The organism is Haladaptatus sp. AB618 (genome assembly GCF_024136965.1).
Lineage (GTDB): Archaea > Halobacteriota > Halobacteria > Halobacteriales > Haladaptataceae > Haladaptatus.
The window spans coordinates 623710-646983 of the sequence record NZ_JAMYJX010000001.1; the positions used below are offsets into that span (position 1 = coordinate 623710).

The 23274-nt window shown below is 59.6% G+C and carries 20 protein-coding genes; 10 read left to right on the forward strand and 10 right to left on the reverse strand.

What is annotated here, in order from left to right; all coding sequences use genetic code 11:
- Positions 1–169: 169 nt before the first annotated feature.
- Positions 170–3304 (forward strand): carbamoyl-phosphate synthase large subunit, encoded by a 3135-nt coding sequence (gene carB, locus NKF26_RS03320; RefSeq protein WP_253225330.1) that lies wholly within the window; start codon positions 170–172, stop codon positions 3302–3304.
- Positions 3305–3319: 15 nt separating this feature from the next.
- Here carB and NKF26_RS03325 read toward each other — a convergent pair whose 3' ends face one another.
- The 3 genes from NKF26_RS03325 to NKF26_RS03335 all read right to left on the reverse strand — a co-directional run bounded on the left by NKF26_RS03325 (position 3320) and on the right by NKF26_RS03335 (position 6245).
- Positions 3320–4459, reverse strand: a complete 1140-nt coding sequence (locus tag NKF26_RS03325) for a hypothetical protein (protein WP_253233995.1) — start codon at positions 4457–4459, stop codon at positions 3320–3322.
- Between the two features lie 237 nt (positions 4460–4696).
- Positions 4697–5830, reverse strand: a complete 1134-nt coding sequence (locus tag NKF26_RS03330; RefSeq protein WP_253225332.1) for a hypothetical protein — start codon at positions 5828–5830, stop codon at positions 4697–4699.
- A gap of 145 nt (positions 5831–5975) precedes the next feature.
- Positions 5976–6245 (reverse strand): hypothetical protein, encoded by a 270-nt coding sequence (locus NKF26_RS03335; RefSeq protein ID WP_253225333.1) that lies wholly within the window; start codon positions 6243–6245, stop codon positions 5976–5978.
- 232 nt (positions 6246–6477) lie between these two features.
- Between NKF26_RS03335 and NKF26_RS03340 the strand changes: the two genes are divergently transcribed.
- Positions 6478–7206 carry an SDR family oxidoreductase gene (locus NKF26_RS03340; protein ID WP_253233996.1) on the forward strand — a complete coding sequence of 243 codons (729 nt, stop codon included), beginning with the start codon at positions 6478–6480 and terminating at the stop codon, positions 7204–7206.
- 64 nt (positions 7207–7270) lie between these two features.
- Here NKF26_RS03340 and carA read toward each other — a convergent pair whose 3' ends face one another.
- On the reverse strand, positions 7271–8341 hold the full coding sequence (gene carA / locus NKF26_RS03345; protein WP_253233997.1) for a glutamine-hydrolyzing carbamoyl-phosphate synthase small subunit: 1071 nt from the start codon (positions 8339–8341) through the stop codon (positions 7271–7273).
- A 102-nt stretch (positions 8342–8443) separates the two neighbouring features.
- On the opposite strand from carA, the gene NKF26_RS03350 reads away from it, so the two are divergent.
- Complete coding sequence (locus NKF26_RS03350; RefSeq protein WP_066141181.1) at positions 8444–8857, forward strand: Lrp/AsnC family transcriptional regulator; 414 nt, start codon at positions 8444–8446, stop codon at positions 8855–8857.
- A 294-nt stretch (positions 8858–9151) separates the two neighbouring features.
- Positions 9152–10456 (forward strand): arginine deiminase family protein, encoded by a 1305-nt coding sequence (locus NKF26_RS03355; RefSeq protein ID WP_253225336.1) that lies wholly within the window; start codon positions 9152–9154, stop codon positions 10454–10456.
- Positions 10457–10484: 28 nt separating this feature from the next.
- Here the strand turns inward: NKF26_RS03355 and NKF26_RS03360 are convergent, their stop codons facing one another.
- Entirely contained in the window at positions 10485–11201 is a 717-nt protein-coding gene (locus NKF26_RS03360; RefSeq protein ID WP_253225337.1) for a PHP-associated domain-containing protein, read from the reverse strand.
- Between the two features lie 54 nt (positions 11202–11255).
- Here NKF26_RS03360 and NKF26_RS03365 point away from each other — a divergent pair, with 54 nt between their 5' ends.
- Positions 11256–12218 (forward strand): diacylglycerol kinase family protein, encoded by a 963-nt coding sequence (locus NKF26_RS03365; protein WP_253225338.1) that lies wholly within the window; start codon positions 11256–11258, stop codon positions 12216–12218.
- 116 nt (positions 12219–12334) lie between these two features.
- A complete protein-coding gene (locus NKF26_RS03370; protein ID WP_066141194.1) occupies positions 12335–12832 on the forward strand; it encodes a CBS domain-containing protein in 498 nt (165 codons plus the stop codon).
- 407 nt (positions 12833–13239) lie between these two features.
- Here the strand turns inward: NKF26_RS03370 and NKF26_RS03375 are convergent, their stop codons facing one another.
- Entirely contained in the window at positions 13240–14169 is a 930-nt protein-coding gene (locus tag NKF26_RS03375; protein ID WP_253225339.1) for a hypothetical protein, read from the reverse strand.
- Between the two features lie 1161 nt (positions 14170–15330).
- Here NKF26_RS03375 and NKF26_RS03380 point away from each other — a divergent pair.
- Both NKF26_RS03380 and NKF26_RS03385 read left to right on the forward strand, forming a co-directional pair.
- Positions 15331–15873 (forward strand): winged helix-turn-helix transcriptional regulator, encoded by a 543-nt coding sequence (locus NKF26_RS03380; protein ID WP_253225340.1) that lies wholly within the window; start codon positions 15331–15333, stop codon positions 15871–15873.
- Positions 15874–16171: 298 nt separating this feature from the next.
- Entirely contained in the window at positions 16172–17107 is a 936-nt protein-coding gene (locus NKF26_RS03385) for an EamA family transporter (RefSeq protein WP_253225341.1), read from the forward strand.
- A gap of 33 nt (positions 17108–17140) precedes the next feature.
- On the opposite strand, the gene purQ is transcribed toward NKF26_RS03385, so the two are convergent.
- A complete protein-coding gene (gene purQ / locus NKF26_RS03390; protein WP_253225342.1) occupies positions 17141–17815 on the reverse strand; it encodes a phosphoribosylformylglycinamidine synthase I in 675 nt (224 codons plus the stop codon).
- Complete coding sequence (purS, locus tag NKF26_RS03395; RefSeq protein ID WP_066142421.1) at positions 17812–18063, reverse strand: phosphoribosylformylglycinamidine synthase subunit PurS; 252 nt, start codon at positions 18061–18063, stop codon at positions 17812–17814. Before purS ends, purQ begins: the two co-directional genes overlap by 4 nt.
- Before the next feature lie 210 nt (positions 18064–18273).
- On the opposite strand from purS, the gene NKF26_RS03400 reads away from it, so the two are divergent.
- Positions 18274–19230, forward strand: a complete 957-nt coding sequence (locus tag NKF26_RS03400) for a formyltetrahydrofolate deformylase (protein ID WP_253225343.1) — start codon at positions 18274–18276, stop codon at positions 19228–19230.
- Positions 19231–19232: 2 nt separating this feature from the next.
- On the opposite strand, the gene NKF26_RS03405 is transcribed toward NKF26_RS03400, so the two are convergent.
- Positions 19233–19871, reverse strand: coding sequence for a class I SAM-dependent methyltransferase (locus NKF26_RS03405; RefSeq protein ID WP_253225344.1), 639 nt, complete (start codon positions 19869–19871; stop codon positions 19233–19235).
- 852 nt (positions 19872–20723) lie between these two features.
- Complete coding sequence (locus tag NKF26_RS03410) at positions 20724–21743, reverse strand: phosphoribosylaminoimidazolesuccinocarboxamide synthase (RefSeq protein ID WP_253225345.1); 1020 nt, start codon at positions 21741–21743, stop codon at positions 20724–20726.
- 145 nt (positions 21744–21888) lie between these two features.
- Here NKF26_RS03410 and cofH point away from each other — a divergent pair, with 145 nt between their 5' ends.
- On the forward strand, positions 21889–23241 hold the full coding sequence (gene cofH, locus NKF26_RS03415; RefSeq protein ID WP_253225346.1) for a 7,8-didemethyl-8-hydroxy-5-deazariboflavin synthase subunit CofH: 1353 nt from the start codon (positions 21889–21891) through the stop codon (positions 23239–23241).
- Positions 23242–23274 lie beyond the last annotated feature (33 nt).

Here is a 23274-nt window from a genome sequence, read left to right on the forward strand (position 1 = left end):
TTCGTTCATTTCTACACTCGTTTCTTCGTCTTTCGGCCACTAATACCTTCCAATAACTCCAATATCCCCAATTCTCTGTCTGCCCTTCCGAAATTCGAAATCAAGTTTCGTACCTCGTAATGATTCGTGGGGCTTATTACGATGTACGAACTTCACACGGGTAACAGCCATGAGTGACACCGAGAACAGGACGATTTTGCTCATCGGAAGCGGACCCATCCAGATAGGCCAGGCTGCGGAGTTCGACTACTCCGGCGCGCAAGCCTGCCGTGCACTACAGGAGGAGGGGGCGCGAGTCGTTCTCGTGAACTCCAACCCGGCGACCATCATGACCGACCCGGAGATGGCCGACGAGGTGTACATCGAACCCATCACCACCGAAGCCATCGCCGAAATCATCCGGAAGGAGCGCCCTGACGGGGTCATCGCCGGACTCGGAGGACAGACGGGACTGAACGTCACCGCGGAACTCAGCGAGGAGGGCATCCTCGAAGAGTACGACGTGGAGATCATGGGAACGCCGCTGGAAACCATCTACGCGACGGAGGACCGCGACCTCTTCCGTCAGCGGATGCAGGAACTCGGCCAACCCATGCCGTACTCGACGACCATCACGCTCGACGAGGGCGAGACTGTCGCCGAGTTGGACGAGGAGGCCCTCGGCCAGCGCGTCGAGGACGCAGTCGAGACCGTCGGCGGACTCCCCGTCATCTCGCGCACGACCTACACCCTCGGCGGGTCCGGGTCCGGCGTCGTTCACGAGATGGACGAACTGAAAGAGCGCGTGCGCAAGGGACTGCGCCTCTCGCGCAACAGCGAGGTGCTCATCACGGAATCCATCGCGGGTTGGGTCGAACTGGAGTACGAGGTGATGCGCGACGCGGACGACTCGTGTATCATCATCTGCAACATGGAGAACCTGGACCCGATGGGGATTCACACGGGCGAATCCACCGTCGTCACGCCCTCGCAAGTCATTCCCGACGAGGGTCACCAGGAGATGCGCGACGCGGCCCTCGAAGTCATCCGCGACTTGGGGATTCAGGGCGGATGTAACATCCAGTTCGCGTGGCACGACGACGGCACGCCCGGCGGCGAGTACCGCGTCGTCGAAGTGAACCCGCGTGTCTCGCGCTCCTCGGCGCTCGCGTCCAAGGCGACGGGATATCCCATCGCCCGCGTGACGGCGAAAGTCGCGCTCGGCAAACGCCTGCACGAGATCGAGAACGAGATCACGGGCGAGACGACGGCGGCGTTCGAACCCGCCATCGACTACGTGGTGACGAAGGTGCCGCGCTGGCCCAAGGACAAGTTCGACGACGTGGACTTCGAACTCAGCACGGCGATGAAGTCCACGGGCGAGGCGATGGCAATCGGTCGGACGTTCGAGGAGAGCCTCCTCAAGGCGCTCCGCAGTTCGGAGTACGAACCAGACGCGGAGTGGGACGAAGTCGGCGACGACGAACTCGAATCCTACTATCTCGAAAGACCCTCCCCCGACCGTCCGTACGCCATGTTCGAGGCGTTCGAGCGCGGCTACACGGCCGAACAGGTCGCCGACCTGACCGGCATCGAGTCGTGGTACGTCGAGCGCTACGGCCGCATCGCCGAGGCCGTCGAGGCCGCACAGGACGGCGAGTTCGCCCCCGCCGCGGAGAAAGGGTTCACTAATCAGGAAGTCGCGGCGATGGCCGGTGCGGACGTCGGTTCCGTCGAGACGAGTGCTCCGGAACGCTCGTTCAAGCAGGTCGATACCTGCGCGGGCGAGTTCGCGGCGTCGACGCCGTACTACTACTCCGCGCGCTCGGCCCGCGAGACGAACGTGTTCGGGAACGACGAACTGCAAGTCGATCCGGACGTCGAGAACGTCGTCGTCGTCGGTGGCGGCCCGATTCGCATCGGGCAGGGCGTGGAGTTCGACTACTGTTCGGTGCACGCGGTTCGCGCGCTCCGCGAGATGGGCATCGAAGCGCACGTCGTGAACAACAACCCCGAAACCGTCTCGACCGACTACGACACTTCTGATGGGTTGTTCTTCGAACCCATCACCGCCGAGGAGGTCGCCGACGTCATCGAGGCGACGGACGCCGACGGCGTGATGGTGCAGTTCGGTGGTCAGACTTCGGTCGATATCGGCCACCCGCTGGCCGAGGAAATCGAGCGCAGAGGTCTCGACTGCAAGGTTCTCGGGACCACGGTGGACGCGATGGACCTCGCGGAGGACCGCGACCGCTTCAACCGCCTGATGGACGACCTGGGAATCGAACAGCCGACCGGCGGAAGCGCGACGAGCGAGGAGGAGGCCCTCGAACTCGCACACGACATTGGTTACCCCGTCCTCGTGCGCCCGTCCTACGTCCTCGGTGGCCGCGCGATGGACATCGTGTACGACGACGAGGAACTCACGGAGTACATCGAGGAGGCGGTTCGCGTCTCGCCCGACAAGCCAATCCTCGTGGACGAGTTCCTCGCCGACGCGGTGGAACTGGACGTGGACGCCGTCTCGGACGGCGAGGACATCGTCATCGGCGGTATCATGGAACACGTCGAGAGCGCGGGCGTCCACTCGGGCGACTCCGCCTGCCTGATTCCGACGCGTTCGCTCTCCGAGGAGACGTTGGGCCGCGTGCGCGAAGTGACGGAGGACATCGCTCGCGCCCTCGACACGGTCGGGTTGATGAACGTTCAGTTGGCCGTCCAAGACGATACAGTCTACGTCCTCGAAGCCAACCCGCGCTCCTCGCGGACGGTCCCGTTCGTCTCGAAGGCGACGGGCGTCCCGATCGCGAAACTCGCGGCGAAGGTGATGGCCGGGAAGACGTTGGCCGAACTCGACGTGACCGAACGGATTCCCGAGCAGACGAGCGTGAAGGAGGTCGTCCTTCCGTTCGACCGCCTCTCGGGATCCGACCCCCGCCTCGGCCCGGAGATGAAATCGACGGGCGAAGTGATGGGCACCGCGGATTCGTTCGGCAAGGCGTACGAGAAGGCCCAATCCGCCGCCTCGAACACGCTTCCAAAAGAGGGCGTTGCAGTCGTCGACTTCGACCTCGACGGCTTCGGCGACTACTACGAACTCGGCGAGTTCGAGGACGTCAACGACGCGATTCGCACCGGAAAAGTCGACCTCCTCGTGAGCGACGACCGCGCCGCACTGGAGACGGCCGTCGAGGAGGACATCCCGTACTTCACGACCGTCGCCAGCGCGAAGGCGGCACTCGAAGCGCTCGCGGCCCGTGACGAAGACCTCTGCGTGCAGTCGGTCGGCGACAGGCCGAAAGTCGCCCGCGAGTGGGGTCGCTGACGGGACCGATTCTCTTTAACTGGAGTTCAGGTAGAACTCGTTTTTCGAGGAGAGGTCGTAGTTATCGCTGCCGTTCGAGAAGTTCGCTTTCACCTCGTTTCCGGAGAGGGTTCGTCGCCCCATCGAGTCCTCGTAGTGGTTCATCGACGCTGCGCTCGACGGCTGGAAGCCGATGAAGTTCTCGCGGGTGTCGTCGTCCCACGCGGAGTTGAGCTTCAACTGCCACCGGTTGTACTCGTTGGTCGGCGAAGACTCGTCCACGACTTCGACGTTCGGTTGGGAGTACGACCAGCTAAGGCCCGCCGTGACCGACGCGGTCATCCAGCCGACGCTCACACTGAGCGAGTAACTGGTCGAGGACGACCCGCCCTGCGTTCCGTACGGGTTCCATTGCCCGTAATCCACGTCGGTATTGCCCATCTCGCTCTGATTCCATTTGTGATACACTCTCCCCCACTCGTTCTTGTAATCGCTTCCGTACGCGGAGATTCCCGGCTCGAACCCGGCCGGGGAGTGGAGAGCGAACACGTCGCCCTCGCTGCTCCCGAGCGTGTCCATGAACACGTAGAACGTGGCACCGACCGTCCCGTACGGGTCGTCGGCATATTCGAGTTTCTGCGAGAACATCTGTTGCATGTTGTCCGTGCTGGACACGGTTCCACCGGCCATCGTGGTAACCTGCTCGGACGCTTTGATTGTCGAGGAAATGTCCGCGACGTGACTGTCGAGTTGGTCGTGAATCAGGGCTTCGGAGCGCCCCGACTCCGCCTGTGGTTCCGTCAGGTCTTCGGCGGCAACGCCGACGTAGGAGTGCCCGACGCCGTCCGCATCGAAACCGTAGGCGTACGCCACGACCCCGCCCGAACTCGTCTCCTGCTCACTCGCGGGGATAACCGCGGGAGCACGACCGTTCTTTTCCGCGAAATCGTCGGCGGCTCGCCGACGAACCGCTCGTCGTTGCTCGTCCGACACCGCGGCTCCACCGGACGCCTTCGCGGTGTACACCGCACTTCCCCGTGAGCGTTTTTCGTTCAGCTTCGCGCTGGCGAACCCGGTACCCGTGACGAGGCTCGTCATCCCGAGTGCGCCGGTTTTGAGAATCGTTCGTCTGTTCGTCCGTCCGTTGCTTCCGCCGGAGTACTCTTTTTCTTCCATGCTACGAATATATGATAATAACGAAGATACAAATAACTAACTAGAAATTGAGTAAATTTAATACTTTATTTTCCAGATGCAATTTGGTGTCCGAAAACGTGCTTTGGGAGCGAACCGGGACGTGAAGTCGCACGAGCGTTTCGATCGCACCACTTGGTGAAGACGAGACGGGCGTGAGCCACGGTTTACGGCGGCGTCTTCGTACACGCTTGGAATCGGTCCGCTGACGCGTTCAGCCTACGCGGGTTCTTTGTAGAACGTGGACGTGTGGGCGAGCCAGTGCTCCGAGCCGTCGTTAACGAACTGGCCTTTCACCTTGTTGATGCAGATGGTTTTCTCTCCCATCGAGCTATCGTAGTGGTCCATCGAGGCGGCACTCGACGGCTGAAACCCGACGAAGTTCTGACTCACGTCGTCCCCGCCGTTGACCTTCAACTGCCACTGGTTGTAATTGTGGTACGACGAGGACTCGTCGATGACTTCGACATCCGGCTGCGTGTACGACCAGCTAAAGCCCGCCGTAACCGATGCCGTCATCCAGCCGACACTGACGCTAAGCGAGTAGCTTCTGGATGACGAACCTCCTTGGGTGCCGTACGGTTGCCACTGACCATAATCGACGTCCACGTTGCCCATCTCAGTCTCGTCCCACTGGTGAAACACGCGTCCCCAGTCGTTCTCCCAGTCGCTCCCAAACGCCGAGGTGCCCGGTTCGAATCCGGCGGGTGAGTTGAACGAGTGAACGTCCCCGTCGGTGCTGTCGAGGGTGTCCTGATACCAATACGACGTTGCCCCGGCGACGCCGTACGGATCTATCGCGTTTTCGAGTTTGTGCGAATAGATCTGTTGCATGTTGTTCGTCCCCGTCACGGGACCACCGGACATCGTCGTCGCTTGTTCGGACGCCGTGACGGCTGATGAGAGTTCAGCGACCCGGCCGTCGAACCGGTCGTGAATGAGCGCCTCGGCCCGTCCGGACTGCGTCTCGGGTTCGTCCGTGTCCTCGCCAGCGATGCCGGTGTACGCCCGGCCGACGCCGTTCGCATCGAGCGCGTATGCGTATGCGACCACGTCACCGTCGTCGGATTGCAGGTCGCTGGCGGGGATGGCATCCGGGGAACGCCCGTTTTTCCGCTCGAAATCGCGGACCGCACGTCTCCTGACCTGCCGTCGCTGTTCGTCGGAAATCGTCGCTCCACGGGACGCTTTTGCCGTGTGAACCGCACTTCCCCGCGGTTGCTTCTCGTTCAGTTCCGCACTGGCAAGACCGGTACCCGCGACGAGGCTCGTCACCCCGAGTGCACCGGTTTTGAGGATGGTTCGTCTGTTCGTTCGGTCGTCGTTTCCGTCTCTGCTTGGACTTTCTTTCATGGTCCAGAATAACAATCAAAACAAGGACACAAATAATTAACTAGAAATTGAGTGAAATTAACAAGTAGTGGCAGAATGGTAAAATTATTGGTTTGTGTGGTTGTTTTCGAGAATCCAATGTCGTCGCTGAGAGAACCGACGAAAATCAGGGAAGCGTTCCGAGCGCTCCGCCCATCAGGAACGCGGCCAACGCGTACCACGGTTCCCGGCGGAGTTTTCGGTGGACGCCCGGCATCGTGCCGTTGACACCGACACCGAGCGAGAGACCGATGAAGAGCACACCGCCCGCGATGGCCACGCTTCGGAATCCGTGTTCGCTGGCGTACCCCGCAAGGACCCCGATTATCACACCGAAAATCGCGGCGAGAAGGTCGATGTCGGTGATGTGGTGATCGGTAGTTGATCGCGATGGCATACCTGTATCAGGAATTGATTCATATTATTTCATTCTATTTCTGGCAAACACTACTGAACTCAGTACCTGGCCGACCGAGCGGTGACGGCGCTACCGGAATCCACCGTCCACCACCGATATCCCTCGTATCGACGGGCCGAACGACGAGCGTCCACGAGGGCGGTATCTTCGCCCTCGGTTGCGACACTGTTGGCCGGGAACCCTTTCAGCTTCCTGCACGAATTCACGTAAGATGTCGAACGAAATCGAGCGCCTGCTGGTTGCTGGTGCGAGCGGTGACACGGGGCGCGAACTCCTCCGGCAGCTACGCAGCGTTGACGTACAGGTCAGAGCCATGACGCGCTCGCCGAACAAGGAACGGGAGCTGTCGGAGGAAGGCGCGGACGAGGTCATCGTCGGTGACCTCCTCGACCCGGCGGACGCCTCCCGTGCCGTCGCGGACTGCGATGCCGTCCTCTGTGCGGTCGGGTCGTCCCCGAGCCTCGACGCACTTCTCGGCGGTGACCTCGTGGACGGTGCCGGTGTCGAGAACCTCGTCTACGCGGCCGTCGCAGCGGGCGTCGAGGGCTTCGTCTTCGAGAGTTCCATCGGCGTCGGTGACTCCCGCGAGGGGATGCCCGCCGCGCTTCGACTCCCGCTCTGGCACGTTCTCAACCAAAAGAACCACGCCGAGTCGGTGCTCCGCACGTCGGGTCTCTCCTACACCATCATCCGCCCCGGCGGCCTGACGAACGCACCCGCAACCGGCAACGTGCTGGTCGGTGAAGGCGGTGAAAGCGTCTCGGGGAGCATCCCGCGCGAGGACGTCGCCCGACTGATGATCGCCGCGCTGTTCACGTCGGACGCCGAGAACCGGACGTTCGAAGTCGTGAGTCGGGAGGGTCAGCGCGGCACCGCTCGGGGAGTCGTCGAGATAGACTGGCAAGTGCCCGGCGAACACGAAATAGAAATCGAGGAGTAAGCGGTACGCGGGAGTTCGCCGACCGCCAATCCTCGGCGGTCAGCGTCGTCAAAACGCGGTCGGATCAGTCAGCAGTGACGAGTCGCCGTCGGGGTGCCATCGCGAGGACGTCGTCGAAGAATCCGAGGGTGTCGTTCGGGCCGGGGTTCGCTTCGGGGTGGTACTGACGCGTGATGACGTCGAGTTCGTCGTTTTCCAGCCCTTCGGGGGTATCGTCGTTGACGTTGATCTGCGTGACTTCGAGGTTACCGGGGTCGGCAACCGTGTAGCCGTGGTTCTGCGTGGTCATGACGACCTGTCCCGATTCGAGGTCACGAACGGGCTGATTGACACCGCGGTGACCGAAGTCCATCTTCGAGGTGGTTCCACCGAGCGCGCGGGCGATGATCTGCTGTCCGAGACAGATGCCCGCGAGCGGGAGTTCCCCGGCGAAGGTATCGACCAGTTCCTGGGCCGCTTCGAAGTTCGCAGGATCGCCCGGGCCGTTCGAAACGAAGAGGATGTCGGCCTCGAGGGCTTCGACGTCCTCGGGCGTGGCGTCGTGCGGGAGGACGTGAACGTCCGCGCCGCGTTCGACCAGCGCGTCGATGATACTTCCTTTCGCACCACAGTCCACGAGCGCGACGGTTTGGCCGTCCTCGTCGCCATCGCCGAGGTGAACCTCGGGTTCGGAGACGCTGACCTGCGCGCCGATGTCGTGGTGGTCGCTCATGCCCGAACAGCGCGCGAGTTCCGCGAGCGCGTCGTCAGGCGTGGCGTTCTCGCCGACCGCGATTCCGCACTTCATCGCGCCCTCTTCCCGAATCCCGCCGACGAGGTCGCGGGTGTCGAGGTGGTCCACCGCGGGGACGCCCTCGGCTTCGAGCCACTCCGCGACGTCCTCGGTGAGTTCGCGTGCGACGACCGCACGCGGGTGGACTCGGTCGCTCTCGAAGCGTTCCTCTCGGACGCCGTAATTCCCGATGAGGGGGTACGAGAACGTGAGGACCTGTTCCTCGTAGGACGGGTCGGTGAGGCTCTCCTCGTAACCCGTGTATGCTGTTGTAAAGACCAGTTCACCGCAAGCCGTACCTGGGGAGCGACCACGGGCTTCCACCACATGGCCACCCTCCAGCGCGACGTAGGCACCCGGCATTACGAGATTCATATGCAACACGGCACTATAAACCTTGCTTTCGAAGCATTCTTACGAAATTCGTAATCATCAAGTAGCGGGCGACACTACCTGCAAATCTCCATGGACGCACTCGACCGACAGATATTGAATCTTCTCCGGCGAGACGCCCGGACGCCGTACACGGAGATCGCCGAGAGCGTCGGCACATCCGAGGGAACGGTTCGAAATCGCGTCGAACGCATGACTGAGGACGGCGTTATCGAACGATTCACCGTTACCACTCACACGGGGAACGTGAAAGCTATGATAGAGATCGGCGTCGATGTCGCGGTTGACACGACAGCGATATCCGATACGTTCGCGGAGTGGGAACAGGTCGATTTCGTCTGGCAGGTCAGCGGCGAGGACGACATCGTCCTCATCGTCGACGCCTCCGACACGCAGGGCGTGAACCAACTCATCACTCGCGCGCGAGAATTGGAGGAAGTCGTGAGCACGAAGACTCGACTCATCTTGGACGAGCGACTTGGATGAGGCCATCTCGGCCGAATCCAAGTTGCACTCGAGATGAGTCGAAGAGTGATTTTGGACGAGCAACTCGGGTCAGCGGCAGCGTCCCGAGTCGTTCGACGGAATCGGGATAAAATCCGTTCGTTCGGGTTCGGATGCCGACCGTGAGGTTTCGAACGTTGGCTTTTCGGGCTGTTTACGCGGCTCTCTCTGTCTAAACGATTTATATCTTTGGCCAAAATAGAACGTATGGCAATCTAATCTCGACTTTGCACTATATTTATGCAGTTATTCGTCGTGCGTCTATTCGAACGTCAGATGTACGATTATCGAAGCGAAGCGGAGTTCGATCGACTCCGCGCCGTCCGGGTACACAAACCGGGGTGTGAAACGTTCGTCGGCGCGGTCGATCCGGTGCCGAACCTGTTTCGCAGTCAGTCCTCCGTCGCCAACGCACAGCGGGAACACGAACGACTGGTCGAAATCCTCGAAGCGAACGGCGTCACCGTCCACCATCTCTGTGACGACCTCGCGGAGGGGACGACCCTCGACGCCCTGCTCGCGTCGCGCGTCCGTATCGACTGTAGCGATTTACCCCGAGACAGACGGACTGCGACGCGGGACTCGATGTGGAACGAGTTGCTCTCGCTTCCCCCGTACGAAAAACTGCAACTCGTCGGGAGCAACGCGACGCTGTACCGCCACCGAAACGGGTCGGGGAAGACTGGCGACCACGATTTCAGCGTCGGGCGCTTCGACACGACGAGCATCCGTTTCCGACAACCGCTCTCGAACCTCTACTTCCAGCGCGACCAGCAGATCGTCACGGACGACGGTCCCGTCATCGGATCGTTCCGGAACGAGACGCGGGACGCGGAGACGGGAATCGCGGTCAAGGGTTGGGAAGCGATCGGCGGTTCGCCGCGGCCCCACAACGGCCTCGTGGAATTCTTCCAGCCCACGGACCAGACGTTGGAGGGCGGCGATTTCATTCCGGCGGGCGAGTTCGCACTGCTCGGTATCTCGGCGTTCGAGGGCGAAACCGAGATTCCGATTCGGACGACACGCGGCGCGGGTCGGACGCTGCTGGAAGCCGACGTGATGTCCTACGACGAAGTCGGACTCGTCCACGCGCCGCGGACCGCGGACGCCGAGGAACAGGCCTGGAAGACGAACGGTGGCGAGACGGCGGAGACGGACATGGAGGTGATGCACCTCGATACGTGGTTCAACATCGCCGATGAGGGTATTGCGGTCGCTCGAAAACACCTCGTGGACAACACCGACGTGGAGGTGTACGGTCGGACGGGAACGGGCTACGAACACCTCCGAACCATCGGCTTCGGGGAGTACCTCTCCGAGAAGGACTACCGCATCATCGACGTGCCGTTCGACGAGCGCGCCGTCGGGACGAACTTCCTCACGCTCGACGCCGGGAAGATACTCCCGATACACTACCCCGACGAGGACGGTGAGTACGACCCGGCACGCAACGAACTCATCGAGACCATGCGCGCGGAAGGACTCGACGTCGTTCCGGACGGCGTCGGAATTCCGCTGGAACACCTCCGGGCAGGATACGGCGGCGTCCACTGCGTCACGACGCCGCTCCGGCGCGCGTAGTTATGGTTCAGTCGTTCCCGTTCGTCTTTCAGTCGTCCCCGTTCGTCTCGCTTTTCGGCGGCTCTCCCACACCCGGCGTTTCCTCCTTCGGGCGATGGAGGTTCTCCTTCTGTTGGTGGACCTTCCGATAGCCGCGGCGGACGAGTTTGTCCAACGTCCCGCGCCGAACTTCCGGTTTCACTCGGCCGTCACGAATCGCGGCGACGACGTTCTCGGGTGTGAGCGTGTCGGCATCGACCAGCGTGTAGGCCCGTCCGACTTCGATGGGATAGTGGGCGTCGCTCCCGCCGACGAGCGGCAGGTCGTACTGTTCCGCCAAGTCCCGCGCCCACTGCTCGGTTCGCGGATGTTTGCCGTTGACCTCGATGGCGTCGAACTCCGCGTCCACCTCGCGCACCGTGCTGTTCCGGTAGGGATGGGCGACGATGGCGGCACAGCCGCGTTCGTGGGCCAACTCGACCACCTCCTTCGGCGTGAGCGTCCCCGGGGAGGTGCGCGTCGGTGGGTCGGGTCCGACCACGAGGATGTGGCCCTTCGTCGAGGACACCTCGATGCCCGGAATCGTCTGCACGAGTTGCCCGGAGAACGAATGGTAGTAATCGTGATTCGTCAATGCGACGCCGTCCAACCCCCGATAGCGGGCTCCCAGTTCGAGCAGTCTGACGCCAATCGGGTCGAAGAGCGCAGCGGCCTGTTCGTGGCCGTGGAAAAATCGCGTGTGGGCGTGTAGGTCGATGGCAAACACGTTCGTCAATATGCAGCCGATAGGTCTTTGGTTTTTCCGCCGGTTTTCCTCGGCATGAAAGCCGACGGGGACGCCGTGGATGACCTCGCGGCGACCGAGGACGGAATCGAGTACGAGCGCGTCGTGATCTCCAACCCGATCAGCGGCGACGGGACCCACCGCGAACAGGTCCGGAGCCTCGCCATCGAACACGACTACACCGTGCTCGAAACGCAGGGTGAGGGCGACGCCGTCGAGTTCGCACGAAAGGCCACCGAAAGCGGCGCGTCGCTGGTCGCTGCCGCAGGGGGTGACGGAACCCTCCACGAAGTCGTTCTGGGGTTGGACGAAGCGGACGCGCTGGACTCGGTGACGTTCGGCGTGGTCCCGGCCGGGACGGGCAACAACTTCGCCGGAAACATCGGCGTCCGGAGCATCTCCCACGCCTTCGACGTGCTCGATTCGGGCGAGCGCAGGCGGATCGACCTCGGGACGGCGAACGGTCGCCCCTTCGTCAACTCCTGTGTCGGCGGGTTGACGGCCGACGCGAGCCACGAGACCGATCCCGAGCAGAAAGAGCGCCTCGGCGTGCTGGCCTACGTCGTGAACACCCTCCAGTTGATGACCGACTACGAGGGGTTGCCGCTCTCCATCGAGGCGTCCGACGAGGGCGACGTTTCGTGGTCGGGCGACGCCGTCTTCGTCCTCGTCGGCAACGGCCGACGGTTTCCGACGAAGGGGCGCACGCAGGCGAACATGGAGGACGGCCTGCTCGACGTGACCATCGTCGAAAACGTCCCCGCCGCGAACCTCCTGCAGGAAGCCACGATGCAGCGCCTGTTCGGGGCCGAAACCGAGAACGTCACCCACCTTCAGACGCCGACGCTGAACATCGAAATCGAGGGGAACTCGCCCGTCGAGTTCAGCCTGGACGGCGAGATGGGCGAATGGGACGAACTGACGCTCGACGTTCGTGAAAACGCGCTCGAAATTCCCGTCGGTGAAGGGTACGAGCGATATCCGGAGAAGCGACGATGAGGTTGGACGTTCCGGCGGAATCGGCGCTGAACGTGACCAAGTGATATTCGAACCGTGTCGCCATCATCGCCGTCTTCGTAACAACGTTTACGCCGCCCCCGTGCCTCAGTTCGCGTATGGCAATCACGGCCCGCGATTTGATGACGACTGAGGTGGAAACCGTCTCGCCCGACGACGAAATCGGGGAAGTGCTGACCCGTCTCGCGCGGGTGCAGTTCAACGGGTTTCCCGTCACGGACGACGGGGAGGTCGTCGGTATCGTCACCCAACACGACTTCGTACATATGTTTCAGCCGAGCGACCGAACGCTGTGGATTCCCATCGGCTTCCCGCCGTTTCTCGAAAGTCTGGAATACGGGTTCGACCTCTCGTGGGACGAGTTCGATGTGGGTATCGACCTCGTGCGAAACGCCGGAAAACCGGTCCGAACGGTCATGAGCGAGAACGTGGTGACGGTGACGCCCGACGACGACATCGACCGCGTCCTCGATCTGCTGGTCGACGCGGAAAACGACATCAACCGTTTGCCGGTCGTCGAGGACGGAAAACTCGTCGGCATCATCGCCCGACAGGACGTGCTGCGGGCGCTTCGGGACGAACGCCGCGCGCGGTGAGACGGATCGACGTTCCGCTCTCGAATCCGGCATTCGGGGTGGGTTTTCGAAACCTACACCTCGACTCCTTTTACTGGGGTTTTGGCCTGAATACACATGACGGACCTAACCCCAATACCGCCGACCGAAGCAGTTGAATTGTATCTCGACCAACGTCGATCAGCTTGGTACATCAGTTCAGTCAGTCGAGAATGTCCGTGAGAGCGTAGATGATGCTATCGACACCTTGTTGAGGATAGTTCGCTTCACCAACGAGAAATCCGTCGAGAACGTGATGACGCTCACTACAAAGAGACACTTGACGAGAACCGACGGCACTGGTATATCAAAGAGAATTGTGCTGTAGAGGATGATGAAGAATCGGCGTTTGATGTGACTTTTGGGACATCATCGAACTAATAGACGTTCTATAACGACCGTTGTAGTTCAATATAGTCTTTGAACTCATCCTCATTTTTCTCATAGGCATATTTCCAGATGACCCTTACTAGTGATTTTGCTGCATTGAAATGACCTTCAACATAGTATTCGACATCAATTTTGTCAAAGCCAATTTCTGAATATGGGTTCCAACCTGAATTTTTGTCTTTACTAGGATGGTTATAGCCATACGGAGGATAACGGTCTACATCTGATTCAATCGTTTGTACTTCGTCAAGTGGGACAGTTATCGTACTACGTTGGGTGTCGAGATCAGGATTATAGAAATAGGAGTAGTTGACAGGAATCGTTAGATTGTGCTGTGAATATACTCGGAGACCTTCAATAACATGGTATTTTTCTTTATATTCCTCTCTACTTTTAGGGACATCGCCATCTGTCGGTAAATGATTTTGAGTAGTATGGAAAATTTGGTCAAACGAATATGCAGATGCAGCATAATTATGGAGATCAGTTATCACCTCCGTGTTAAACGCTCTATCACCGTCAAACCCATTCTCACGAAATTCTTCGCAAGATTCTATGATTCGTCTCCCATTCACATAGAGTATTTTTAACGCCTGTTTTAGCTCATTCAAATTATCAAGAATTTCCCTAAAATTGTGAGTTTCCATCTTCACAAGTGGATCAATACCTACAGAATGTATTCTAGCAACGTCGGTGTCTGGGTCTTGAACGGATAGATACGTCTTTATTGACAAACCCGCCTCTACATCGGAAATTCGAATATTATAATCTGTGTCGCAATCAGGACAAGTATAATCGGTTGTGAAGAGAAGATCTGAACCATCATTCACTCTACTAAATTTGGGAGAGTCATCGAACTCTGTTTTGCATTTATTGCATTCTAGTCGATTAAAAAGAACATGTGCCGATTTGAGATCTTCATAGCTCATAAACTAATTATTGTCCTAAGAACATAAAACTCCTACACCGAGATATCTTTGTACAATGCATGAATCTCGGGAGAAGGATGTCTCTACGCTCACTCGCCATCTAGTATGATGACCCTCTCGAAGAGAAGTTAGGAAAATATTCTATCTATGACGGAATGATCTATCCCTATATAAATGGAGTTTCCACCGTGGTTTTTCACGATAGAGGATTTCACCGATACAAGCCCGCTATTCTCTATTGTTGGGCCTTTAAGATCCTTAATCTATGTCATAAGAGCCTTGTGTATGGACAACAGTTATATATGGATTATGGATAAATTGAAAACGAGGTTCACGGACAGAAATCTACGCTGGATCCAACACCCATGCGTTGTATTCTGCTCCGTTGATCTTCGAGAGTAAGACATGAGGACAGAGAGTGACATCAACGGTCAGAAGGATGAATCGCCCCAGAATAACATTCAATCAATTACAGTCGTTGTCGAGAAGCTTAGCACACTACTCAATGCAGTTCAGAAGTTCGTTATTGCTATAGCATGTCTCATTTGGGTATTGCTTCTCGTCCTCTCCCAATTCTCATTGCTCCTCGTAATCTGCACAACAATCCTCATCCTCGTAACCGTGCAGTTGCTGTACCAAATATTCCCTTCGTAGAACAACGAGGATTCTGGCTGCATTCCAGAAACCTACGCTGGATCCAACATAAGTAATTCTGGAGTAAGAAGACTTCAACTTTGCTACTGAATATTGTCATTTGTGGTGGTACTCTGATCAAATAGTCATCGATGACTGATTACTCCATCATTGCGAGTAACCGAACGGCGATGATGGTGATGCCAATCAGTATTAGCAACCATGCCCATCCTCGAAGATGGACATCCATCACTGTATATATCGATGACGATAATATGTTCATGAAAATACCACCAATTAGGAATGTACCTCCAACCACAAGAGGCTCTTCAGACATTCGTAACCACCGTTCTTACGCACTCTTTGTCACTATCTCGAACAATTTCGACACGATTGGTTTGTTTGCTATACATCACAAATTAGGTTCAGCTTGCCATAGGATTATAAGAGGGTGCGAACGTCTCTATCGGGACAAGGACACAGTGCGTCTGCATTCAGACATGTCCGTGTCCGCATAGGGACATCATGATGAAATCAAAAGACAGCGAAGAGGTGGAGGATATAGACCCATATCTGAAAGAGCAAAATGAAGGAATTTTCAATGCCTTCGCACGAGAGGACCATTCTATCCTCACAACTTCGGAGATTGCAGAACATGTGAATCTCGTCCCACGCCAAGTCCGTCGGCGATTAGATGATTTGGAGGACGAAGGTATCGTAGGATCACGAAAGCCAGGACGATCTAAACTATGGTGGCTTCAAAGCGAGGTCAGAGAGCCGACTTCTGCTCAATATCCGATTATCCAACTGATTCAAGAACGAATCAGCCTACAGCTTGCAATGTTGGGAATATTGTCTGGGGTACTAACTGTTATCTTCACCTCAATCTCGACGGTAGCACTCGCATACGATATTATACCGCCATTCATCAGTACAGAAACCGTCATTCGATATGGTCTATTAGCGAGTATGGTATCGGCAGGATTCTTCATCGCATCTGGTGCGATTGCGGCTATCGACTGGATGTTCAGACACCTGGGTATCGAAATCAAGTATAATACTGGAAGCTAATCCGTTGGTAGCCAATACTAACCGAGAACCATTCGAGCGGTAATGGGATCGAGGACTAAGACACATTATGCCGATAGCTCTATCCCACTGTGCCAACAGATTAATCACAACCTCAGTAAGGGGAGTACCGACACTCATCTGATGCAGGATTACAATTCGCGTTCTGCGGGAAGATGAGCGTCCAACTGCGGAATCAAGTGGTCTCGAAGCTCCCACTGTCGCTTTAAGCGATTAAATGATGCGGCATTCGAGGTGGGTTTTCGAAACCTACACCACCTCTCGGGAGAGACCTCGTACAGTGACCCGGTATCGAAACGTTCTGCTGTTCGTTATTCTCGCCGCGTTCTGGGGGTCGGCGTTCATGGCCATCCGGGCCGGACTGGAGTTCATTCCGCCGGTCCTGTTCGCGGCGATTCGCTACGACGTGGCGGGCGTGTTGATGCTCGCCTACGCCATCTACGTGACCGACCGCTGGCGGCCACGGACGCGCGGCGAGTGGACGCTCGTCCTCGTCGGGGGCGCGCTGATGATCGCGGCGTATCACTCGTTCCTGTTCATCGGTGAACGACGGACGCCGAGCGCCGCCGCCGCCATCATCGTCAGCCTCAGCCCGATTCTGACCTCCGGTTTCGCCAGGATATTCCTTCCCAGCGAGCGGCTTACGCCCGCCGGAATCGCCGGATTGCTTCTCGGATTCGTCGGTGTGGCAGTCCTGAGCCTCTCGAACTCCGGTTCGGGTGAATCGCTGACGACGACGGTGATTCCGCAATTGCTCGTGTTCCTCGCCGCGTTCTCGTTCGCGCTCGGCAGCGTCCTCACGCAGCGAATCGAGGCCGAACTCCCCATCGAGACGATGGAAGCGTGGTCGATGCTCCTCGGCGCGCTCATGATGCACGCCATCAGCGTCGCCCGCCCGAGCGAATCTTTCTCGGCGATCCGGTGGACGCCCGACGCAATCGTCGCCATCGCTTACCTCTCCATCTTCGCGAGCGCGATCGGCTTTCTGATCTACTTCGACCTGCTCGATCGCCTCGGCGCGGTCGAGATCAACCTCGTTTCGTACGTTGCCCCTCTGTTCGCGGCGCTCACGGGTTGGTACTTCCTCGACGAGGTGGTGACCCCTCTGACCGTCGTCGGATTCTGTATCGTTTTCGCGGGCTTCTGCCTGCTGAAACGCCACGCGATTTCGCGCGAACTCCCCCGCGTGACGGGCGTGTTCACGTCCGGACGCTGAGTCGAGAAAATCCGATTGTTCGAGAATCGAAGCTCAGGCGAACCCGTAGAGGACGCCCTCGCCGTCGGTGCCGCCGATGTCGGGGAGCGTCGCTCGCTCGGGATGGGGCATCATGACCGCGACGGAATCCGAATCGCCGATGATTCCGGCCACGCTACCTTTCGACCCGTTGGGGTTCGTCTCGTCGTTGACGACGCCGTTCTCGTCGCAGTAGCGGAAGAGGATACGGTCGTCGGCGTCGAGTTCCTCGTACTTCTCGTCGGTAATCTCGAAGCGCCCCTCGCCGTGTGCGATGGGGACTTCGATGACTTCCCCTTCCTCGTAGGCCGCGGTCCACGGCGTGTCGGCGTTTTCGACGCGCAGGTAGACGTGTTCACACTGGAAGCGCGCGCTCCGGTTGGTCGTGAACGCGCCGGGCGTGAGTCCGGACTCACAGCCGATTTGTGCGCCGTTGCAGACGCCGAGGACGGGAACGCCCGACTCGGCGGCCTCGCGCACCTGTCCCATGATGGGCGAGTTCGCCGCGATGGCACCCGCACGGAGGTAGTCCCCGTAGGAGAATCCACCCGGCAGCATCACGCCGGTCGTGTCCTCCGGCAGGTCGTCCTCGTGCCAAACGAGTTCCGCGTCCACGCCGATGTGGGTGAGCGCGCGAATCGCGTCGCGGTCGCAGTTGCTCCCGCCGAACTGGACGATTGCGACCGTCATCGCTCCTCGACGGCCACCGTGTAGTCGTGAATCGTCGGATTGGCCAGCAGACGCTCGGCCATCTCCCCGGCGCGTTCCTCCGCGTCCGAGGACGATTCGGCGTCGAGGTCGATTTCGAACTCGTCCGCCGAGCGCAGCGATTCCAGTTCGAAACCGAGTCGTTCGAGCGCTCCTCGGGTCGTTTCGGCCTCCGGGTCGAGCACGCCCGCCTTTAGCCGAACCGTCACCGTCGCGGTGTAAGCAGTCATCGGTTGACCGTGCGCGTTCGTGTTCAAAAGCTCTTTTGGAACCGATTCGTTGTGCACGTTCGTGGTACTCCCGGGCAGTGGGAACCCGTATAGGCACCCCCTGACGATTGTCAGCACGGTCGGGAAATTTTGCACGGGAGCGAATACTTTTCCCGCCCGCCCGCAATACACATCCTCTATGGCCCAATTTCGCAACCGGCAGGTGAAGCGATGAACCACCGAGAGCTAACCGAAATCACCGTCGTCGGCGACGACGACACCGGACTCGTCGCCAACGTCACGACCCTCCTCTTCGAGCGCGGAATCAACATCGAGGACATCGACCAAGCCGTCCGCGAGGGCGTCTTCCGGATGACGGTCCACGTCGAGACGAGCGACATGGACGTGAGCAAACACCGACTCCGGCGCGACCTCGCCGACCTCGGCGACGATTTGGATGTGGACGTCCGCGTCCGCTTCCCGTCCGAACGCGACTCCCGACAGGTCGCCGTCCTCGTCACGAAGGAGTCCCACTGTCTGCAGCGACTGCTCGACGCCCGCGACGAGTTCGACGCCGAAATCGGAGTCATCATCGGCAATCACGACGACCTCGAACCGCTCGCGACCGAGCACGGAATCCCCTTCCACGACGTCGGCGATGACGGCGGCGTCCACGACGAAGAGAAATTGCTCTCACTGCTGGACGACTACGACACCGACCTCGTCGTCCTCGCGCGGTTCATGCGCATTTTGAGCCCCAACGTCGTCTTCCGCTACGAGGGGCGCATCATCAACATCCACCCAAGCCTGCTCCCGGCGTTCCCCGGCGCGAAAGCCTACCGACAGGCCAAGGAAGCGGGTGCTCGCATCGCTGGCGTCACCGCTCACTACGTGACGACCGATCTGGATCAGGGCCCCATTATCTCCCAGCGCGTGTTCAACGTCCCGGACGACGCCGCGGTCGAAGCGCTACGCGAACGCGGCCAACCGCTCGAAGCCGACGCGCTCCTCGAAGCCGTCCGCCTCCACCTCAACGACGACGTGGAGATCCGTCGCGGTCGAACGGAACTGCGCGAAAGCGGTGGTGACGAATCGAAGTATCAACTCGGCATGCCACCCGAACTCGACGCCGAGATGCCTGACGGACCGATCGACGGGACCCTCGCTCTCGGCGAGTCCGACGACTGAAATTACTTCGTCTCTTCCGACTCGGTACGCCGTGCGAGGACGAACGTGGCGGTTCCGCCCATCTCGTCGTTTACGGTGTGTCGCCAGCGAATTTCGAACCCTGATTCCTCCAGAATTCGCTCGCTCTCGTCCGGCGACGGGATGCTCCAATGCATTTCGACACCCGTCCCGAGCCAATCGTCGTTACTTCCCTCCCACGCCTCGGAACCGATCGTAAGGAGGAGATGGCCACCCGGCCGCAGGAGACGACGGAACTCCCGTGCTACGTCGGGATGGTTGCCCGACGGCACGTGAATGATCGAGTGGTAGGCACAGATACCGTCGAACGTGCCGTCTCCGAATCCGAGTTCGGTCATATCCGCTTGGCAGAACCGCCCCTCGGGAACGTTCTTCCGGGCACGGGCTATCTGTTCGCGCGAGAAATCGATTCCGACCAGATCGACATCCCCCGCCAGCAGTTGCGCGATGGGACGACCGGCACCACAACCGGCGTCGAGCACGCGGGCGTCCTCCGGGAGGTGCATGTAGAACTCCTCCAACAACGCGAGGTCCTCGCTGTCGTCGTCTTCACTTCGCTCAGCGAGGTACTCATCCGCGATTCGGTCGTACGCGCGACGAACGTCGTTTCTATCGTAGGGCATGGGTTATGTGAGCTGACGGTGCTGTGGGTCCCTTGGTTCGGTCTCGCATAAAAAGCTTCGTCACCGACAGGGATTGCTACGTAACTGATTTCGAGCCGAATTTCTTGTGACGGCAAGGACTACGATGAAGGCCCAGAAAGCCCCCGGCCGCTCGCTACGACATGGGTTTGATTGCTTTGCGATTGGAGTTGCTGAGAAGCAGACGACCTCGAAAGCCCCCGCCCGCTCGCGGTCGCTGTGCAGGATATCTGTGCTCTCCACACCGTTCGCACAGATAGTTGCCTGCACAGACGCCCACGTAAACGCGAGCGGGCGGCCCCTTTCAGTCCTACCCGACCGCCACCGCACCACCCACACACCTCCCCAACCTCCTCGCTCCCTACGGTCGCTCGTCCACCGTCAGGCTCTGACGAGCCATTCGTTCACTCACATCGTTCGCTCACGAAGACCTCGCGCGGGCGTACTGACGTGCGCCTCCGCACGCCGGTCAGCTGGCCAATATCGCCCCGCCCGTCCAACCGAGTGGCGCGCGCGAGAAACGCGCGCGAGGGATGACGGAGCGACTTAAATTCCCGTGAGCGGAGGAATAGGTTGGGGAGGGCGTGGTGCGATTGCGGTATTCATGCGGCTCGGGTACTGAAATCAGACTAGGAATCAAACCCTTCTGTGCGGAGGGAACGGGCGGGGGCTTTCGAGGTAGTCTACCTACCAGTAACCGCAATCACACACCAGACAAACCCACCTCGTTGCTGTTCCGAGAGACGATTCTCGACGACAGTCAGCGAATCCAGAGTAATACTTCTTTCCGAAAAACAACGCTAAAACGCACCTATCCAAGCCCGTTCGCCGATTTTACAGCTCTTTGACGGCCATGACGGCGTCCTCCAGCGACGGCGCGTCGAAGAAGTCGCGGCTGACGTAGGCGTTGGTACCGGCGGTGTAGAGGTCACGGGCGGCGGTGAGCAGTTCGTCCGGGAGCGGCTGTGGGTCCTCGGAACACAGCGATTTCCAGTCGGCGATGTCCCGCTCTTTCGCCTCGACTTTGGCGTCCTTGACGGCGTCGACCCACGCGGGTTGCTCGCGCTTGTGGTACTGGCGGATGAACTCCTTGCTGACCTGCTGGCCGTGGAAGGTGAACCGGTTCTCGTCGAAGGTGCCGACCACGTCGGCGACGCGAATCTCGCCGTCGTAGTAGAGACACTCGATCTTGCCGTCCTCGTGGGTCAGGTTCGATTTCGCGGCCTGCCGGGTGACGAGGTCGTTGACCTCGCGTGCGACGCGTTCCAGTTCCGAGATGTCGGCCTTCCCCGCGATTTCGTCCGCCTCGCTCCGCGAGAGATATCGGTCGCCCTTCTCGAACTTGGTCGAGAACTCGATCACCGGCTCTTCGAGTTGGACGGCTCCATCGGGCCACTCCGGGAAGTCCAGCCCGTGGTCGGCGGGGTCGGTGCGGCGGCGCAGACTCGATCCGACCGGCACGCTGTTACGGAAGACGACCTCCAGCGGGATGAGGTAGTTGTCGTTCGCGCCGCTGTGGAACAGTTCGTAATCGTAATCTCGGCCCTCGTGCGGCAGGTTCGGTACCTGCGTCAGATCGATGGCCATCTCGGTCGGCGGTTCGGTCACGTCCGAGAGGGAAACCACGTTGCCGTCGGAAACGACGCCGCGGTAGTGGGTCGGAATGCCTTCCTCCTCCAGTCGTTCGAAGTTGAACGCGCCCATGGTACAGAGGCTCGCGCCCTTGTCCGGAATCGTATCGGGCATCTTGCCCCAGTCGAACACCGAGTAGTCGTTCGTGAACACGAACGACCCGCGCCCGAGTGAGTCCGGCGTCGGTTCTTCCTCGACCCGGAACTCCTTCACACTCGTCATGGTGGTGTTTCTGCCGTCCCCGGACTAAGTAGTTTCCATCTTCGTGCTGAACTGAGCCGACATGTGGCCGAAAGATGTACATATGCATGCAGTGGTGTCTGCCGTGACCCTGCGATTTTTGGGGGTCGGACGGGATGATTGTCCCATGGCTAACGTGCGCGCGGAGAGCAACATCCCACGGGACCGGTTCGGGTTCGAACACGTCCCGGAGACGGATCAATCGTTCGAGAACGCCCTCGAACGGGCGCGAAACGGCGACCGACTGACGGTCGCCGACGGCGTCGAACTGCTGACGACCGGCACCGACCACCCCGGCATCGACCTCGTCCGAAAGGAGCGCGTGTTGGAGGCCGCCGACCGCCGCCGCGAGGAAGTCGTCGGCGACACGGTCACGTTCGTCGCCAACCTGAACAACAACGTCACGACGGCGTGCAACACCGGTTGTCTCTTCTGCAACTTCAAGAACACCGCACGGAACTTCGAGGTCGGCGCGGACGAGGATCACGGCGGATTCACGAAAACGCCGGACGAATCCCGTGAAATCGTCGCCGACGCACGCGAACGCGGCATCTACGAGGTTACGTCGGTCAGCGGTCTCCACCCCGGACTCGCGCTCGACGACGAACACCTCGAAATCCTCGATGCGAGCGAGCGCGGCGATTTGAACTTCAAACACCCGGACGAGTACAAAACCGACCCCGCGACGTACGTCGATCAGATTCGCGCGATGAGCCTTCCCGGCATTCACATCCACTCGATGACGCCCGAGGAAGCGTATCACGCCCGTCGCGGCACGGACTGGAGTTACGAGGAGGTGTACCGCAGGCTGAAGGCCGCCGGACTCGACAGCGCGCCGGGCACCGCCGCCGAGATTCTGGTGGACGAGGTGCGGGGCGTCATCTGTCCCGGAAAGATCCGTACGGACGAGTGGATGGAGTCCATGGAGGCCGCCGCGAACGTCGGCCTCGACACGACGGCGACCATCATGTACGGCCACGTCGAAAACGAGATGCACCGCGTGATGCATCTCGAAAAACTCCGCGAGTTACAGGACCGAACGGGAGCGATAACGGAGTTCGTCCCGCTCTCGTTTATCCATCAGAACACGCCGCTGTACGAGCGCGGGATGGTCGAGAACGGAGCGAGCATCCACGAGGACGAACTGCTCATCGCCGTCGCCCGACTCTTCTTGGACAACATCGAGAACATCCAGTCATCGTGGGTCAAATACGGCGACGAACAGGGACTCAAGATGCTCTCCTGTGGCGCGAACGACTTCATGGGCACCATCCTCTCGGAGGAGATCACGAAACGCGCGGGCGGCCAGTTCGGCGAGTTCCGCTCCTTCGAGGAATACGTCGAGATGATAACGACCATCGGCCGCACTCCGGCGGAGCGTTCGACCGACTACCGGCAGATCCGCGAAATCGACCCCGACGACCCGCCGTTCGGCCCGACGCTCGGCCCGTGTGCGGACGGTACGCCGCTCCTCGACTGACGATTCTCGACTGACGATCCCGTTCCGGCCGAA

Excerpts from the sequence above, each read along its gene's own strand:
- NKF26_RS03405 (WP_253225344.1), bottom strand. The coding sequence starts at position 19,871 with ATGCCCTACGATAGAAACGACGTTCGTCGCGCGTACGACCGAATCGCG.
- NKF26_RS03380 (WP_253225340.1), top strand. The coding sequence starts at position 15,331 with ATGAAATCAAAAGACAGCGAAGAGGTGGAGGATATAGACCCATATCTG.
- NKF26_RS03335 (WP_253225333.1), bottom strand. The coding sequence starts at position 6,245 with ATGCCATCGCGATCAACTACCGATCACCACATCACCGACATCGACCTT.
- NKF26_RS03340 (WP_253233996.1), top strand. The coding sequence starts at position 6,478 with ATGTCGAACGAAATCGAGCGCCTGCTGGTTGCTGGTGCGAGCGGTGAC.
- NKF26_RS03325 (WP_253233995.1), bottom strand. The coding sequence starts at position 4,459 with ATGGAAGAAAAAGAGTACTCCGGCGGAAGCAACGGACGGACGAACAGA.
- NKF26_RS03355 (WP_253225336.1), top strand. The coding sequence starts at position 9,152 with ATGTACGATTATCGAAGCGAAGCGGAGTTCGATCGACTCCGCGCCGTC.
- NKF26_RS03365 (WP_253225338.1), top strand. The coding sequence starts at position 11,256 with ATGAAAGCCGACGGGGACGCCGTGGATGACCTCGCGGCGACCGAGGAC.
- NKF26_RS03350 (WP_066141181.1), top strand. The coding sequence starts at position 8,444 with ATGGACGCACTCGACCGACAGATATTGAATCTTCTCCGGCGAGACGCC.
- NKF26_RS03375 (WP_253225339.1), bottom strand. The coding sequence starts at position 14,169 with ATGAGCTATGAAGATCTCAAATCGGCACATGTTCTTTTTAATCGACTA.
- NKF26_RS03330 (WP_253225332.1), bottom strand. The coding sequence starts at position 5,830 with ATGAAAGAAAGTCCAAGCAGAGACGGAAACGACGACCGAACGAACAGA.
- cofH (WP_253225346.1), top strand. The coding sequence starts at position 21,889 with ATGGCTAACGTGCGCGCGGAGAGCAACATCCCACGGGACCGGTTCGGG.
- NKF26_RS03400 (WP_253225343.1), top strand. The coding sequence starts at position 18,274 with ATGAACCACCGAGAGCTAACCGAAATCACCGTCGTCGGCGACGACGAC.
- NKF26_RS03410 (WP_253225345.1), bottom strand. The coding sequence starts at position 21,743 with ATGACGAGTGTGAAGGAGTTCCGGGTCGAGGAAGAACCGACGCCGGAC.
- purS (WP_066142421.1), bottom strand. The coding sequence starts at position 18,063 with ATGACTGCTTACACCGCGACGGTGACGGTTCGGCTAAAGGCGGGCGTG.
- carB (WP_253225330.1), top strand. The coding sequence starts at position 170 with ATGAGTGACACCGAGAACAGGACGATTTTGCTCATCGGAAGCGGACCC.
- purQ (WP_253225342.1), bottom strand. The coding sequence starts at position 17,815 with ATGACGGTCGCAATCGTCCAGTTCGGCGGGAGCAACTGCGACCGCGAC.
- carA (WP_253233997.1), bottom strand. The coding sequence starts at position 8,341 with ATGCCGGGTGCCTACGTCGCGCTGGAGGGTGGCCATGTGGTGGAAGCC.
- NKF26_RS03370 (WP_066141194.1), top strand. The coding sequence starts at position 12,335 with ATGGCAATCACGGCCCGCGATTTGATGACGACTGAGGTGGAAACCGTC.